This window comes from Peribacillus sp. ACCC06369, assembly GCF_030348945.1.
Lineage (GTDB): Bacteria > Bacillota > Bacilli > Bacillales > DSM-1321 > Peribacillus.
Genome location: NZ_JAUCEN010000002.1, coordinates 3,428,494 through 3,443,456, shown reverse-complemented (window position 1 = coordinate 3,443,456; position 14,963 = coordinate 3,428,494). Strand labels below are relative to the sequence as shown.

The window sequence follows — 14,963 nt, the reverse complement described above, 5'->3', positions numbered from 1 at the left end:
CTATGCCCCTTATAAGGAGTCCAGATCATAAAAAGGGCTGTTGCCTAGCCGCTGCCTGTAAGGGAGTGCTAGTCAACAGCCAATCATCATCTCTGGGCATTTACTGAGAAACTACATGCTTGGCAAGTTCTTTACTTATTTGATTGCCCATTCGCTTCGATTGCTCAGTCGCTTCTTGTACACAGGCAATGAAAGCTTCTTGCACTTGATGTGCTTGAAGTGCTTTCAGACCTGCTTCGGTCGTTCCGCCTGGTGAAGTTACTTCCTTTCTTAGCACGGCTGGGGTTTTAGGTGATTTCTGCAACATATCGGCCGCACCCATCAGTGTCTGGAGAATTAATTGCTTCGCGGTTTCGGAATCGAGACCTATTTCTTCTGCTGATTTTTCCAATGCTTCGACCAAGTAATAAATATAAGCCGGTCCGCTTCCTGATAAGCCTGTTACCGCATCGAGCTGCGTTTCGTCAACGACTGCCACCGTACCCACCGTTTCAAAGAGAGTAATCGCCGTTTGTAATTGCGAGTCTTTCGTATGACCATTAGCCGCAAGGGCCGTTGCTGATTTTCCCACAGCTGCCGATGTATTAGGCATGGCACGGACAATCGAGAACCGCTTGTTGGCGATTCCTTCCAAGCTTGCAGTTTGAACCCCGGCCACAACTGAAATGAATAGCATTTCTTCCCGAATATATTCTTTTATTGATTGCATCGTTTCTAAAATATCTTTCGGTTTCACGGCCAGTACGACAAGGTTTGCATCCTGTACTAAAAGCTTCAGCGATCTTGTGGCAGTTACACCGTATTGTTCCTTTAAATAATTGAACCTATCATCATTGGATTTATTTGTTACAAAAATATTTGCTGGGTCAATTACCTGTTGGGTCACCAGCCCCGAAATGATTGCTTCTGCCATCGATCCAGCTCCGATAAACGCGATTTTTTTCATATTTCCCGCTCCTTTTCCTATTAAATTTCTGGCTTTTTTTGAAAAACAAAAAGACCCCTCATCCAATAAAGGACGAAAGGTCTAGCTTCCGTGGTACCACCTTTGTTCAACTTTTCCATAATAAATAAACAGAAAAGCTGCACTTGAATCCTCTAACGCGGGAATTACGTCAGGTTTTCCTGAAGGCTCATAAGGTAGGTTCAATAATGAGGGGGCGATGAAGCCTTTCAGCACATTCCGAGCTTCACTCTCTTTACGCCATCAATAAATTTACTTGGCCTTAATCAAAGCCATGCCGTCTTTAATTACTTGTGATTATGAAGGATATATCAGTACTCTGTCAATGATAATATATGCATGGACGACAAAAAATAGACATGAATTATGTGAAAATAATGACAGTATTTAAAAATGCATGTAAAATGGTAATTATACATTCGTTTTCTTGCTAAGTATACTAAGTAATTCTGTTTAGCGTATAAAAAGATTTATATAAATATAATTTCTAAGGTGGAAAAGATTATGGCGAATTGGAATGGAAATATTGCAAAAATTGCTTTGCCCACGCCGTTTGCAGTGGGTGATGTGAATGTTTATGTAGTTAAAGGGGATGCCTTGACGCTCATTGATACTGGTGTTAAAACCAAACGATCAAAGGAAGCCTTGACTAACGGGCTTGGGGATTTGGGTCTGAAACTGACCGATATCGAACAAATCATTTTAACCCATCATCACCCTGATCATGCTGGTGCACTCGATTTCTTTGATAAGGAAATCCCGGTTTATGGACATAAAAACAATCAGCGCTGGCTGACTATCAGTGATGATTTCCTTGAAACCCATAATCGTTTTTTCCTTGATTATGCCACAAAGTTTGGAGTGGCAGAAGAGCTGAAAAATAAACTGATCCATAACCGTGACGAAATCAGATTCCTTAGTGAACGGAAGCTGCATGGATATTTGGCTGAAGGGGATGAGCTTCCTGGTCTTCCAGGCTGGAAAGTGATCGAGACTCCAGGGCATGCGCAAAGCCATTTATCCTTTTACCGGGAAAGTGACGGGGTCATGATCGCGGGCGATCACTTGCTTGCTAAGATTTCACCCAATCCATTAATGGAACCGCCTTTACTTCCGGGAGGCATGAGGCCTCGTCCGTTACTGCAATATAATGCATCACTTCAGAAATTATTGGATTTTTCGATTTCCACTGTTTATTCCGGACATGGATCTGAAGTGGAAGGAGATGAGGTTGCCGACTTGATTCAATATCGATTCGAGCGGCAGCATAACCGGGCCATGCAGGTGAAAAGCATGCTTCAAGATAAGCCTTTATCGGTCTTTGAAGTGTGTCAGCAGCTTTTTCCTAAAGTATACCTTCAGGAAGTGGGCCTGACACTTTCGGAAACGGTCGGTCAGCTGGACTATTTAGAAGATTTGGGTGAAGTCGAAACCAAAATCCAATCAGGGGTCATTCTGTATTCAATCGCTTAATGTTAGGCAAGGAGGCACACTTTTTTGAATAAGTTACAAGGGAAAATTATTGTTATCACCGGTGCTTCCGGAGGGATTGGCAAGGAAGTTGCCATCCAAAGTGCAAAGCAGGGAGGCCATCTCGTCCTCTTGGCCAGAAGTCTGGATAAATTACAACAGCTAAAGAATGAACTCATCGACCAATATGGGATTGATGCATATGCCTATAAGCTCGACGTTGCAGATACTGATCAGGTGACAAGGGTATTTAATGACATCCATGCTCAAATAGGTGAAGTGGATGTGTTGGTCAACAATGCTGGTTTCGGCACGTTTAAAGAAGCGCAGGATACGGAACTAAATGAAACGAAAGCAATGTTTGCTGTCAACGTCATTGGATTAATGGCCTGCACAAAGCTGGTTCTTCCGTATATGAAGCAGCGAAAATCGGGGCATATCATCAATATTGCTTCACAGGCCGGTAAAATTGCCACTCCTAAATCAACATTGTATTCCTCAACCAAGTTCGCAGTTCTTGGCTATTCAAACGCACTTCGGCTCGAGCTGATGGAGGATCGTGTTTTTGTGACCACCGTCAATCCCGGACCTATAGAAACGAATTTCTTTAACATTGCAGATGAATCAGGTACATATTTAAAGAATGTCGAAAAGTTCATGCTTAAGCCTGAAGATGTCGCGGCTAAAATCGTAGCGGCGATGCTGACCAATAAGAGGGAAATCAACCTCCCTGGCTGGATGAATTTAGCTGGGAAATGGTATAACATGTTTCCAAAGATCACCGAAACATTAGGGAAAAAAGCATTTTTTAAAAAGTAGGCTAGATTTTCGATACCGGACAAGGCGAAAGATGTTCAATAATAGGTAAAAAAAGGGGAATGTCGATGACATTCCCCTTTTTTATGAAATAACGGAAGTTTTATTCTGAATAAATTGGTAACTATTTCATGGGGAATCCGTCTATTTCTTAGGAGGGATTTTCATGAAGATGATTGTAAACCTTTTAATATATATAATTGTTGTCTTTATTCTGGGTAGCTGTCAATCCTCTGATTGGAACATGGGTGAAGCCATTGCCAAGGGGGAAGAAGGTTTCATTACAGATCTTGACGATAAAAGGATTTTGATTAAAGGGACTTATTATAGGGTGACCAATGATACATATATTCAAGATCAACATGGTAATGACCTCGAATATTCTGACTTGGAAATCGGGATGAAAGTGAAACCATGGCACCGGGGCGGGGTCAAGAAATCATTTCCTGGGAAAGCGGAAGCGAAATTGATTCTTGTTTTGACGGATGAAAAAAGTTTGGCCGAACAAAGGGCGGTCACTGCTGCCCTCAATCATGTCAGTAAAGCGGAAAGTCAGCGATTCATGGTTCTCGATGTCGTCCATTTGCCCTCAGAGCATGTGTATAATATTGAAATGATGAATCGTTCCAATTTGGATTCATCATTCATGGTGACTATAGAGGATTTAACGGATGAAATATTATATATAAAATAAATCAAAAAAACCGGACTGAATCATTTATGAATTCAGTCCGGTTTTTTTAATGGGATTTCGCTCACAAGGATGAGCTCATGTCCTGGATTTTATAACGTTTTCGCACCTAAATATTTTGGTTTCCAATAAGAATTATCCATATTCGTGATGGTTATTCCTTTAGAAGACGTAGCACTGATGAATTGACCATTTCCGATATAGATCCCAACATGGGATACTCCTGTTCTTCCAGAAGAAGTATCAAAGAATACAAGATCACCTTTAGCTGGTGATGATACTTTTAAACCTGTATTGGAATAGAGCAATGTTGTTGTACGAGGTAAGGTAATTCCTTGTGATTTCTGGAATACGTAATAGACGAAGCCTGAGCAGTCGAATCCAGTCGGTGTTGTTCCGCCCCATTTGTAAGGTTTGCCTATTAAGGTTTTTGCATAGCTTATCAGGCTTGTATTATTGACATTATAAACACCAAGCGCATTAAATGTGCCTCGGCCTGCAATCCCATCGGCAGTTAATCCTTTGGCTTTTTGGAATTTTTTTACTGCAGATACAGAATAGGTGCCGTAATATGTAGTCAGTGAACCTGAATATGTGAAATAACCTTTGGTTTTTAAAAGTTGTTGTAGTTGTTTGACATCGCTATGTGTCATTCCGGGTCTGAGGGTTTGATCTCCGATATTTGCAAAGGCTTGCAGTGGGGTTAGCATCATGGCAGATGCAACAGCAGCTGAAGCGATCCATTTCTTCATAATTTTCATTTCCTCTCTATCTATCTCTCTATTATTCTAACAATATTATCCTACAATACCATTATGACAATTAGACATAATTTTGGTTACAATTACATTACAAAAAATGAGTAGTAAGACTAAAATTAAATAGACGAAAGTCTATTGAAAAGGGTGGATGAATTTTAAAAAACTAAGCATATGGATTCACTTGAAATTATTCAAGTTACTAATTAATCTATTTGAAAAAAACTATATGGAAACATAGTTTAAATATGGTAATTTATCCGTTTTTAGGGTCTGTTATATTTTTCAAGGAAATTACAATAAAAAGTAGAAATTTGTATGAAAACTTCCATTGAATAAGAACGTATATTCGGTTAAAGTTATGAATATAATAAAAGCGAACGTATATTCTTGTTAGGGTGAAGAAATGATGGATTATGGGACGATGCCGAAACAATCAATTATGTGTATCGATATGAAAAGTTTTTATGCAAGCTGTTCTGCGGTCATGCTTGGTCTGGACCCACTCGATTGTTATCTGGCGGTGGTTGGTGATTTGAAGAGGACGGGGAGCATTGTGCTTGCAGCTTCTCCAAAAATGAAGAAGGAATTTGGCATCAAGACAGGTTCGCGGATGTTTGAGATTCCGAATGATCCAAGGATTGTCGTCGTTGAACCCAAAATGGCGACCTATTTAAGGGTCTCGACAGAAATCACCCGCTTGTTCAACCGTTATGTGCCCAAAGAAGCGATTCACGTGTATAGTGTGGACGAAAGTTTTGTGAAAGTCGATGGTGCCGCTTCTTTATGGGGAGATGCCCGGGTGATAGCTGAAAAGATAAAAGATGAAATCGAACGGGAATTACAGCTCCCATGTGCCATTGGAATTGGTCCGAACATGCTTATGGCAAAACTTTGCCTTGATTTGGAAGCCAAAGATAAAGGGATTGCAGAATGGAAGTATGAGGATGTGCCAAACAAACTTTGGCCGATTTCCCCGCTTCGTGAAATGTGGGGAATCGGCAGGCGCGTAGAAAAAACCCTTCATGGAATGGGAATATTCACGGTTGGGCAGCTTGCCAATTATGATCTTGAATTACTTGAAGCGAAGTTTGGAATTATGGGCAATCAGCTTTACCACCATGCGTGGGGAATAGATTTATCGGATATGGGGGCAGTGATCATCGAAGGGCAGGTCAGCTTTGGCAAAAGTCAAATCCTGCTTAGGGATTATAAGGCGGAGCATGAGGTCAAGCAGGTCATGCTGGAAATTTGCGAAGAAGTTGGAAGAAGGGCACGTACCCATCGCAAGGCAGGAAGGACGGTCAGCCTAAGCATTGGTTACAGCAAGGATGAGTTTGGCGGTGGTTTCCATCGTTCGCGTTCGATCAGCGAACCGACCAACATTACGATGGAGTTATATAAAGTTTGCCTGGAGCTTTTTCATGAGAACTATAAGCAAAAAACGGTTCGGAGCATAGAGGTCCGACTCTCGAATATTGTGGATGATAACGAAATGCAGCTGACTTTATTTGATGCTTCGCGCTGGAAAAAGCGGGAATTGAGTTACACGGTTGATCGAATCCGCCATAAATATGGACCCAAATCGTTATTGCGTGCAGTTTCGTATACAGAAGCGGGTACAGCTGTTCACCGAAGCAGGCTGCTTGGTGGGCATAAGGCGTAAGGTTGACTTTGAAGGGAGGGAAAAGAATGATTCGTGATCGCGGCCGTATCAAATGGACATCGATGATGTTGCCGGAGCATGTGAAGATGCTGCGGGATTGGGTGGTGGAGGATGGCTATGAAACGGAGCGCATCCTGGATGAGCAGCAACTGGAAGAAATGAATGCGGTAATGGGGGAAGCGATGGAGGAAAGAAAGGATGTCGCGATTGCTCATTATGAAGGAAACCGGTATCAGCTGTTAATCGGCAGGATCCATTATTATAATGAGCTCACCCAAAAGCTTCATATCGTTGATCGCTTTCAGCAGGCTCACTATATCAGGCTTTCCGATATAGCGGATGTAAGGATAATGGAATAATGAGCGGAAGGGCTGTTCTCAAGGGACAGCCTTTCATTTTCGGAACGACATCGATCCTCTTTACTGTATTTTCATCTTGATAAAAGGAAATCATCGGGCAAAAGGGAATCTGACTTGTAGCACGGTTAATGGAAAAAGTGATTTTCATGTCGGCCGATCTTGCAGAAGGAAGCAGGCAGTTTCGTTAACAGAAACATTTTTATCGTTTATAATGGGGGAATGCAAAGACATCGGGAGGCATGTAATCATGTATATTGAATGGACGGAAAGAGCGGCTGAGAAAATAGCCGATAAGGTACAGGGACAAGAAGGATATTTACAGTTGAAATATGATACTGATGGCTGTGGCTGCGTGGTAAGTGGTGTGACGGCGCTATGGTTGGTCAACGAACCTGAGGAAGGTACCGAAAAAGCGGAAACAAACGGAATCCCTCTATATGTGGAGAAATCGAAAATGATTTTTTTGGATGAAGTCATGAAAATAGACTTTGTTCCGGAAGCGAACAGCTTTCAGTTAAAAAGTCCGAATCAAATCTTAAATCCGAGGATGAGCTATTTTAATAAAATCTAACTGAAGAAAATGAGAGGGAATCTTGGATCCCTCTCATTTTCTTCTCAGACAAGTTCGAGAAACTGATCGATTTGATCTTCATATTCTTTTGGATTTTCATTATAAGATTGAGCATGGGCCCCTTTTTTAGCGATGTACAACTGCTTTGGGCCCTCTTTTGCTGCATATAATTCCGCTGTCATGGAAGCAGGAATAAAGCTGTCATTCTCACTATGGATGAAGAGCACGGGGTTTCGGATATTTTTCATATAATCGATTGGGGACACTTCATTGGTCCAATATCCATCACGGAGTTTGATGAACGTACGCCCAAGCGGAAACACGGTCCAAGAGGGAAATGGGATTTCAAGCTTGAGCTGGTGTTTGATCTGATCCTCGAAATTTGAAAATGGACAGTCCGCAATGTAAAAGTCAGCACCATCTTCAAGCATTCCCGCATATAAAAGCAGGGTTACGGCCCCCATGGATTCTCCATGAATGCCAATATGAAGATCAGAACCTTTACGCCTTTTCAATTCATCGATTACGGCCTTCAGGTCGAATTTTTCATAATGTCCATAACTGCTCGTCTTGCCACCGGAATCCCCATGCCGGCGGTGGTCATAAATGATGGCATTGAAGCCCCGCTTAAGAAAAATATTCATGTACTTAATGGAATTGACTTTGTTCTCCGTCACACCATGGGAAATGACCACCCACTTATTGGTATCGTGGGGTTCGATAAACAAGCATTTCAAGGAATATCCGGATGGTGAGGATACCCAAATTTCCGTTTTAGGCAGATTATCAAAATCCTCCCTGATCAGGCGTTTAGCCGTGATTTCACGATTCTGGATAAAATCAGCTTCCTTTTTTTTCATGTACATGATCCGATTGGAAAAATAAATGCCGACGCCGATGATATAGGTTAGGATTCCAGCGAGTGTAAACCACCATTTCTTCATGAAGGATCCTCCTCGGTTGATTTTCTTTATTTTACCATGAGGGAAATGGGAAAACACTGTTTGAAAACCATAACGAGGAAAACGGCAGTCGTGATATAATAATTTCATAAATGGCCAGGAGGTTTTAAGGATGAAAAAGAAACAGCCGCGAAATCAAAATCAAAGCAAAAACCAAGATAAAGATTCATCATCATTGAAACTTGGTGATATGATCAATCAAGATATCATGTCCCAGCTTCGTCAAAAGCAAAAGGAACTGAATGAGGCTGAACAAGAGAAAAGGGCAGCGGAAGAAGAAAAAAAACGCGAAGAAAGAAAGCAGCGGGAGAAGAACAAATCATTCGAAGAACTATTGGGTGAAAGCAATATGAACTGGAAGAACTATAAATGAAGAACAGGGAGCAGTTTAAGGGCGTCTCCCTTTTTCGTTCCTAACGACAGGAAAGAACCATTCTTAGAAAAGGATAGGGGAACATTCCTTGCTGATATTCCTTTATTTTATAAAGTATAACGATTATATTAAAGATAAGTTCGATATGCATTCATATCGGATGGACTACTACTAGCTGGTGATATGATGCAAAGTAAAATAGAAAATGTACTGGAAAACCAATTATGTTTCCTGCTTTATGCAAGTTCAAGGGAAATGACGAAAAAATATAAACCGCTGCTTGATAAACTCGAAGTGACATATCCTCAATATCTGGTTCTTCTTCTACTATGGGAACAGGATACACTTACAGTGAAAAAATTAGGGGAGCTGCTTGCCCTCGACTCAGGAACGCTAACCCCCATGTTGAAACGAATGGAGCAGAATGGCTTGATTGTCCGTGAACGTTCCACTGAAGATGAACGGTCTGTCATGATAAAGCTGACGGAAAAGGGACATGGTTTACAGGAAGAGGCCTGTCTCATTCCCGATCGCATTTCGGCTATGTCGGGTGAGGATAAGAGGGTGGTTGAGGATTTGAAAGCTTCACTGCTCCAACTATTGAAAACATTACAGGAATTTTAGCAAAAAGGAAAAACGCTTGGGAATCCCAAGCGTTTTAGTTTGTCGAAAAAAGGAGATTCGGAATGGTCTTATCCCTAACCAAACTATAAAAGAAGGCTTGGTTATCCAAACCTTAGTAGATTGAAGAAATTTGCGACACTCCTGCCGAATAACTGGCTAGCCGAGACCCCACAGACGCTTGCTTTGATGAGGCTTGGCTGACAGTCGGCGGAAAGGGGGCGGATTTAATCCGTGGATCTTAAATAATTGCTTCGGCGTCCGAATAGTGAAATGAAGGTCGAAATAATTTGTGAAAGATCGAATAAAGTGCGGTGTAGGTCGAAAAAAATCGTGAACGGTCGAATAATGTGCAGTGTAGGTCGAATAATTGCGTGAACGGCCAAAAAAAATGTGGTGTAAGTTGAAAAACTGCGTGGACTGCCGGGAAAAAGCTCCGGATAACGAAAAAAGTAACGGTGTAGGTCGAAAAAAGTGCACCGGCTGAAATCAACTGCAACTTTTTTAAAATAAAAAACTGCAGGCAAACTCGCTTTTCTTCGAGTTTGTCTACAGTCTGAGACGCTTGGGAACCCCCAAGCGTCTTTTTGTCGGATTAATCTACATCTATTTCAATGGCGACATCCACATTGCCGTTGATTGCTTTTGAATAAGGACACATTTGATGTGCTTTATGAACAAGGGTTTCGAATGTCTCCTTATCGACCCCGGATCCCTTCACGGCCAAAGTTACAGCCAAGCTGTACTGATGCATCTCACCCATCAATAGACTGACGCTTGCAGTGACTTTGGAATCGAAAGAAACGCGTTCAATTTTACCAACTGATTGCAAGGCACTATCAAAACATGCGGCATATCCAGCTGCAAAAAGCTGTTCCGGATTAGATGCTTCAGGCATCTGTTTAGCCCTTGGCGTTCCCGGCATCGCAATATCAACCGTGAAGTTACCGTCAGCGGAAATAGCCGTTCCTTCTCTTCCGCCATCCACTGTTACTGATGTTGTAAATAATGTTTTTGTCATGATTTTTCTCCCTTACCTTCTTATTTTCAATTGTACACAACTGAATTGTACAACATTAACTTTAGGATGGCAATGAAAAAGTTGAAAAACTATATCGAATGAAGTTATCGATCAAAATTCATCAACTGAATATATTAGAAGTGGGGTCTGGAAAGGATTAGAATGATAGGAGATACAGAAGCACTATGGAAAATAAAATGACGGAACGGAAATAGGCTGCCTATCCCGTTGGTTAAACGCAGATAAGGCAGCCTCTAAAGATCGTCCTGACATTCCTTTGAAACATTTAGTTTAGTTCGAACAACTTTTTATTCCCGGTGACTTTCATATTTGTTCGCTTTGGTCAACTGCTTCAAGATATCAAGCTCGGTTTTGGACAGTGAAGAGCTGTTAGCGGCCTGGCAGTTTTCACGGAGCTGCTGTACTGAGCTTGCTCCTGGTACAACGGTAGCGACGCTTTGATGTGACAATACATATTGAAGTGCCGTTTCATTCAACTTCCTATCAGAAAGTTTGTCCTTTAATTGCGGAAGTAAATCCTTAAGCTCGTGATAGCTATAGTCGAGGTATCCATCCTCTTTTGCCTTTGCAAGCATTTTCTCACTAAGCAACCCTTTAGCAAGGGGCCCACGGGCGATGATGCTGATCTGTTTGTTGTCCAAAAGGGACATCCACTCTTCTGGGCGGCGGTCGAGAAGATTAAACTGCAGCATTACGGAATCGAGCTCGGATTTTTCAGTGAATTCCTTGATCACATTCGGACGAATCGAGGAAATTCCATAATATCGGATATAGCCTTCTTTTTTCAGCTCTTCAAATGCTTCTACCGTTTCTCTGATATTGTCTGAAATGGTGCCTCCATGTAATTGATAAAGGTCAATATAATCAGTCCCCAACCGTTTTAAGCTATCTTTTACTGCCGTTTTAATATAAGAGCCAGATGGATCCCAGCTCCAGGCATCCTTATTTTCATTCCAACGGTTTCCAACCTTGGTGGCTATGTATACCTTATCGCGGACCGATTTTAAATTCTTTCCGACGATTTCTTCATTCATACCGAAATCATATAAGTCAGCCGTATCAAAGTAATTGATTCCTTCATCTAAAGCGGCCTGTATGATTTCGGATGCCTGATTTTCAACAGTCCCCAATGACATGCATCCGAGCCCGATTTCAGATACTAGCAATTCTGAATTGCCTAGTCTGCGTTTTTTCATGTTATCCACTCCCTTTACATTCATTGTAAAGGAGAAATCCATTTCACTCAAAGAATTCACTTGATCCGTTTTAAAGGAGCGGGTGGCGCCTGATGGTGTATGTCGGCAATCCAATCATTGATATAGACATATTGATTTTGCAATTGTTTTAGTTTTTGAAGGATTTCCCAACTCTTTCCGGATAAAGTAACGCTTTTTTCCAATACGTAAACTTTCATTAAATCGCCCTCCCTCTCTATTATGGTAAAATGTATGAGAAATCATGCTGCAATTAGAACAGAGGAGTGGTCAGGATGAAAAAATTTGAAGAAAAAACGCTGTCTTCGGAAAAAATCTTCACAGGAAAGGTAATCAGCCTGCAAGTGGATGATGTTGAACTTCCTGATGGGAAAACGGGTAAACGTGAAATAGTCAAACATCCGGGAGCGGTTGCAATCATAGCTCTTACTGCAGAAAATAAAATCATCATGGTTGAACAGTACCGTAAAGCGCTGGAGAGAAGCTTGGTGGAAATCCCTGCAGGAAAGCTGGAAAAAGGGGAAGAACCGGTTCTGTCGGCAGAACGGGAGTTGGAAGAGGAGACAGGTTATGAATGCGAAAAAATGGAGCACATCATATCCTTCTATACTTCACCAGGTTTCGCCGATGAATTGGTCCACCTGTATGTGGCCCACAATTTGAAAAAGAAAGAAAATGCGGCCCCACTGGATGAAGATGAATTTGTCGAGATGATTGAACTCACGTTGGAGGAAGCTCAAACTTATATGGTTGAAGGGAAAATCCAGGATGCCAAAACGGCATATGCCGTGCAGTATCTGCTGTTGAAAAAGGCGATGACTTCATAAATGAAGGAGTTTTACGCTGACCTGCATATCCATATAGGCAGAACGAGAAGCGGAAGGGCCGTGAAAATAACAGGTGCTAAGACGTTAACCTTCAGCAAGGTGCTGCAAGTGGCGAGTGAAAGGAAGGGCCTTGATCTAATCGGGATAATCGATTGCCATTCTCCTGAAATTATCGAAGAGATCGAAGCGGGGATTCTGGATGGCGAAATCACGGAAAAGATGGAAGGTGGACTTCAATACAGGAATACAACCATCATTCCAGGCTCGGAGATTGAAATTTATGACCAGAATTGTAATGGACCAATCCATGTCCTCGCCTATTTTCCCACTTTAAAAGCGATGAAGGAATTCTCCTCATGGATGAGCGGACATGTTAAAAATATAACCTTGAGCTCCCAAAGGATTTATTGTGATGGAAGAACGCTGCAAAAGATGGTGAAGTCACTGGGCGGCCTGTTTATCCCGGCACATGTTTTCACCCCTTTTAAAAGCTTGTATGGAAAAGGAGTGCGGTCCAGTCTGACAGAAGTATTTGATCCGAAGCTGATTGATGCCATCGAACTTGGCTTAAGTTCAGATACAGAAATGGTCAAGGATATCGAGGAGTTGGACTCCTATGTATTCGTGACAAATTCCGATGCTCATTCGCTTGGGAAAATCGCTCGTGAATATCAAAAAGTCCTGCTTGCAGAACCAAGTTTCAATGAGCTGGCAAAAGCCCTTAAAGAAAAAGGGAATCGTAAGGTGACCGTTAATTATGGATTGAACCCCTTATTGGGAAAATATCATCAAACCGTATGTTCAGGGTGTTTACACCAGGTGTTGAGGGATAGTGAACAATGTCCTGAGTGTGGTAATAAATCCATTATAAAAGGAGTATCGTCCAGGATCAACGAACTCTCCAATACCAAAATCAACGGAAGATATGGAAGGGAAAGGCCACCATATATCCATCAAGTACCACTCGATTTCATCCCAGGACTTGGACCTAAATCGATGGAAAAACTGCTGGAGGCATTTGGAACAGAGATGAATATCCTTCATGAAGTTACGCTTGAACAGCTCATGGAAATCGTGCCTGAAAAATTGGCTCGCTACATTGATTCTGCCAGAAAAGGGACGCTTTCTTTTGAGGTGGGGGGCGGAGGCAAATACGGAAAAGTCAAAAAGGAAAGCTAACCTGAATAAAAGTCCTGACAGATGATTGTTACCTGTCAGGACTTTTTTTAGTTTGTAGTTTTTGCATAAATGGAGGTGTCCCGCAATTCCTTGCCATCAGCACTTAGACAGTCATAACGCAAAGTTCCTTCAAGGATAAACCCTAGCTTCTCGGGTATCCGTTTGCTGGCAATATTTTTAGGATCACAGCGGATTTCAACTCGCTTTGCCCCATAATGGTAAAAAGCGAATTTGGTTAACTTTTCGACCGCTTCCATTATGTACCCTTGTTTACTGTACCTCGTATCAATCCAATAGCCAATTTCGAATTTAGGGATATCCCAGTTAATCCGGTGCAGACCAGTGGAGCCGATGAATTGATCGTCTTCTTTCCTATAAATATGAAGTCTAATATCCTCTTTTATAATAAAGTCCGCAAAGGACTTAAGAACGTTCTGTTCTGAAGTTTCCGGAGACGCATCTTGATGGGCAAATGGCAGCCACTGTTTCAATTCATGTTTAGAATGGACAATGGCCTCGTAAACGTCAAGGCCATCACCAGGCTGACATGGTCTTAAATATAATCGTGGGGTTTCAATTTTTTCGGGGAAATCCATTAATATAGCTTTCATATCCTACCTCCATATAATGATTTTGGGAAATTATAACACAAATTCTGTTTAAGGTGTTCTGCTGATGGGGAAAGTTTTCTTAGCATAAATGAGAGAGTGAAAACATAGATTCTAGTAAGCGGAGTTGGGAGGATGAAAGATGAAAAAAAAATCTGTCGTACAAAATGCCGTAATGAAACATATTAACGAACATTCCTCATTATATGTCTTTATCACTGTGCTTTTTTTGATGGGTGTCATTTTTGGGGCAGTACTGGTGAATAGTTTGAGCTTTACCCAAAAGGAAGACTTGTTCTATTATTTATCGCAATTTTTCGGACAAGTATCCAAAGGTGAATTTGCATCTTCGCATGATATGTTCAGCCAAAGTATTATGCATAATATAAAATATATCGGCGTCATCTGGATTCTCGGAATATCGGTCATCGGTTTGCCTGTCATCTTGGTTTTGCTATTTATAAAAGGGATGGTTGTTGGATTCACAGTCGGCTTTTTAGTCAATCAAATGGGGTGGAGTGGGTTTTTATTATCGTTTGTCGCCATTCTGCCCCAAAATATATTCATAGTCCCTATATTCATCGTGATAACCGTCCTTGCCGTCTCACTATCAATGAAAATGATCAGCCGGATTTTCCTTAAGCAGGTTCGTGAGCCACTGAAGCCGATAATATCACGGTATATTTTCTCATTGATTTTGTCGGGGTTATTTTTGGTTACAGCTGCTGCATTTGAAGCGTACCTATCCCCTTCCTTAATGAAAAATGTCGTAAGTTTATTGGGTCATTGATGGAAATTTACGGTTCCCGCAAATTTTTTTATCATTAACAAGAAATCTATTT

18 protein-coding genes are annotated in these 14,963 nt (G+C 41.5%); 11 read left to right on the top strand and 7 right to left on the bottom strand.

What is annotated here, in order from left to right:
- Window positions 1-100 precede the first annotated feature (100 nt).
- The gene (gene proC / locus QUF78_RS17530) at window positions 101-946 is read right to left on the bottom strand and encodes a pyrroline-5-carboxylate reductase (RefSeq protein WP_289325669.1); all 846 of its coding nucleotides are present in this window, start codon (window positions 944-946) and stop codon (window positions 101-103) included.
- A gap of 522 nt (window positions 947-1,468) precedes the next feature.
- Here proC and QUF78_RS17525 point away from each other — a divergent pair.
- From QUF78_RS17525 to QUF78_RS17515, 3 genes are all read left to right on the top strand, one after another.
- Window positions 1,469-2,437, top strand: coding sequence for an MBL fold metallo-hydrolase (locus tag QUF78_RS17525; protein WP_289325668.1), 969 nt, complete (start codon window positions 1,469-1,471; stop codon window positions 2,435-2,437).
- Between the two features lie 24 nt (window positions 2,438-2,461).
- Window positions 2,462-3,253 (top strand): SDR family NAD(P)-dependent oxidoreductase, encoded by a 792-nt coding sequence (locus QUF78_RS17520; RefSeq protein WP_289325667.1) that lies wholly within the window; start codon window positions 2,462-2,464, stop codon window positions 3,251-3,253.
- 163 nt (window positions 3,254-3,416) lie between these two features.
- Window positions 3,417-3,944: a hypothetical protein gene (locus tag QUF78_RS17515; RefSeq protein WP_289325666.1), complete on the top strand. Its 528-nt coding sequence runs from the start codon at window positions 3,417-3,419 to the stop codon at window positions 3,942-3,944.
- A gap of 89 nt (window positions 3,945-4,033) precedes the next feature.
- Here the strand turns inward: QUF78_RS17515 and QUF78_RS17510 are convergent, their stop codons facing one another.
- Complete coding sequence (locus QUF78_RS17510; RefSeq protein ID WP_289325665.1) at window positions 4,034-4,693, bottom strand: C40 family peptidase; 660 nt, start codon at window positions 4,691-4,693, stop codon at window positions 4,034-4,036.
- A 412-nt stretch (window positions 4,694-5,105) separates the two neighbouring features.
- Here QUF78_RS17510 and QUF78_RS17505 point away from each other — a divergent pair, with 412 nt between their 5' ends.
- From QUF78_RS17505 to QUF78_RS17495, 3 genes are all read left to right on the top strand, one after another.
- Window positions 5,106-6,365: a Y-family DNA polymerase gene (locus tag QUF78_RS17505; protein ID WP_289325664.1), complete on the top strand. Its 1,260-nt coding sequence runs from the start codon at window positions 5,106-5,108 to the stop codon at window positions 6,363-6,365.
- 26 nt (window positions 6,366-6,391) lie between these two features.
- The gene (locus tag QUF78_RS17500) at window positions 6,392-6,724 is read left to right on the top strand and encodes a YolD-like family protein (protein WP_289315755.1); all 333 of its coding nucleotides are present in this window, start codon (window positions 6,392-6,394) and stop codon (window positions 6,722-6,724) included.
- 247 nt (window positions 6,725-6,971) lie between these two features.
- A complete protein-coding gene (locus QUF78_RS17495) occupies window positions 6,972-7,295 on the top strand; it encodes an iron-sulfur cluster biosynthesis family protein (protein WP_289325663.1) in 324 nt (107 codons plus the stop codon).
- Between the two features lie 44 nt (window positions 7,296-7,339).
- Here the strand turns inward: QUF78_RS17495 and QUF78_RS17490 are convergent, their stop codons facing one another.
- The gene (locus tag QUF78_RS17490; RefSeq protein ID WP_289325662.1) at window positions 7,340-8,239 is read right to left on the bottom strand and encodes an alpha/beta hydrolase; all 900 of its coding nucleotides are present in this window, start codon (window positions 8,237-8,239) and stop codon (window positions 7,340-7,342) included.
- Between the two features lie 130 nt (window positions 8,240-8,369).
- Here QUF78_RS17490 and QUF78_RS17485 point away from each other — a divergent pair, with 130 nt between their 5' ends.
- On the top strand, window positions 8,370-8,630 hold the full coding sequence (locus QUF78_RS17485; protein ID WP_289325661.1) for a YqkE family protein: 261 nt from the start codon (window positions 8,370-8,372) through the stop codon (window positions 8,628-8,630).
- 186 nt (window positions 8,631-8,816) lie between these two features.
- Window positions 8,817-9,254, top strand: a complete 438-nt coding sequence (locus QUF78_RS17480; RefSeq protein WP_289325660.1) for a MarR family winged helix-turn-helix transcriptional regulator — start codon at window positions 8,817-8,819, stop codon at window positions 9,252-9,254.
- A 592-nt stretch (window positions 9,255-9,846) separates the two neighbouring features.
- On the opposite strand, the gene QUF78_RS17475 is transcribed toward QUF78_RS17480, so the two are convergent.
- From QUF78_RS17475 to mciZ, 3 genes are all read right to left on the bottom strand, one after another.
- Complete coding sequence (locus QUF78_RS17475; RefSeq protein ID WP_252281220.1) at window positions 9,847-10,272, bottom strand: Ohr family peroxiredoxin; 426 nt, start codon at window positions 10,270-10,272, stop codon at window positions 9,847-9,849.
- Between the two features lie 308 nt (window positions 10,273-10,580).
- On the bottom strand, window positions 10,581-11,489 hold the full coding sequence (locus tag QUF78_RS17470; RefSeq protein WP_289325659.1) for an aldo/keto reductase: 909 nt from the start codon (window positions 11,487-11,489) through the stop codon (window positions 10,581-10,583).
- Window positions 11,490-11,545: 56 nt separating this feature from the next.
- Complete coding sequence (mciZ, locus tag QUF78_RS17465) at window positions 11,546-11,707, bottom strand: Z-ring formation inhibitor MciZ (RefSeq protein WP_289315762.1); 162 nt, start codon at window positions 11,705-11,707, stop codon at window positions 11,546-11,548.
- 75 nt (window positions 11,708-11,782) lie between these two features.
- On the opposite strand from mciZ, the gene QUF78_RS17460 reads away from it, so the two are divergent.
- Both QUF78_RS17460 and QUF78_RS17455 read left to right on the top strand, forming a co-directional pair.
- Window positions 11,783-12,334, top strand: coding sequence for an NUDIX hydrolase (locus QUF78_RS17460; protein WP_289325658.1), 552 nt, complete (start codon window positions 11,783-11,785; stop codon window positions 12,332-12,334).
- Complete coding sequence (locus tag QUF78_RS17455; RefSeq protein ID WP_289325657.1) at window positions 12,335-13,513, top strand: endonuclease Q family protein; 1,179 nt, start codon at window positions 12,335-12,337, stop codon at window positions 13,511-13,513.
- Between the two features lie 47 nt (window positions 13,514-13,560).
- Here the strand turns inward: QUF78_RS17455 and QUF78_RS17450 are convergent, their stop codons facing one another.
- Window positions 13,561-14,124, bottom strand: a complete 564-nt coding sequence (locus tag QUF78_RS17450; protein WP_289325656.1) for a GNAT family N-acetyltransferase — start codon at window positions 14,122-14,124, stop codon at window positions 13,561-13,563.
- 139 nt (window positions 14,125-14,263) lie between these two features.
- On the opposite strand from QUF78_RS17450, the gene spoIIM reads away from it, so the two are divergent.
- A complete protein-coding gene (gene spoIIM, locus QUF78_RS17445; protein ID WP_289315766.1) occupies window positions 14,264-14,911 on the top strand; it encodes a stage II sporulation protein M in 648 nt (215 codons plus the stop codon).
- Window positions 14,912-14,963: the final 52 nt, after the last annotated feature.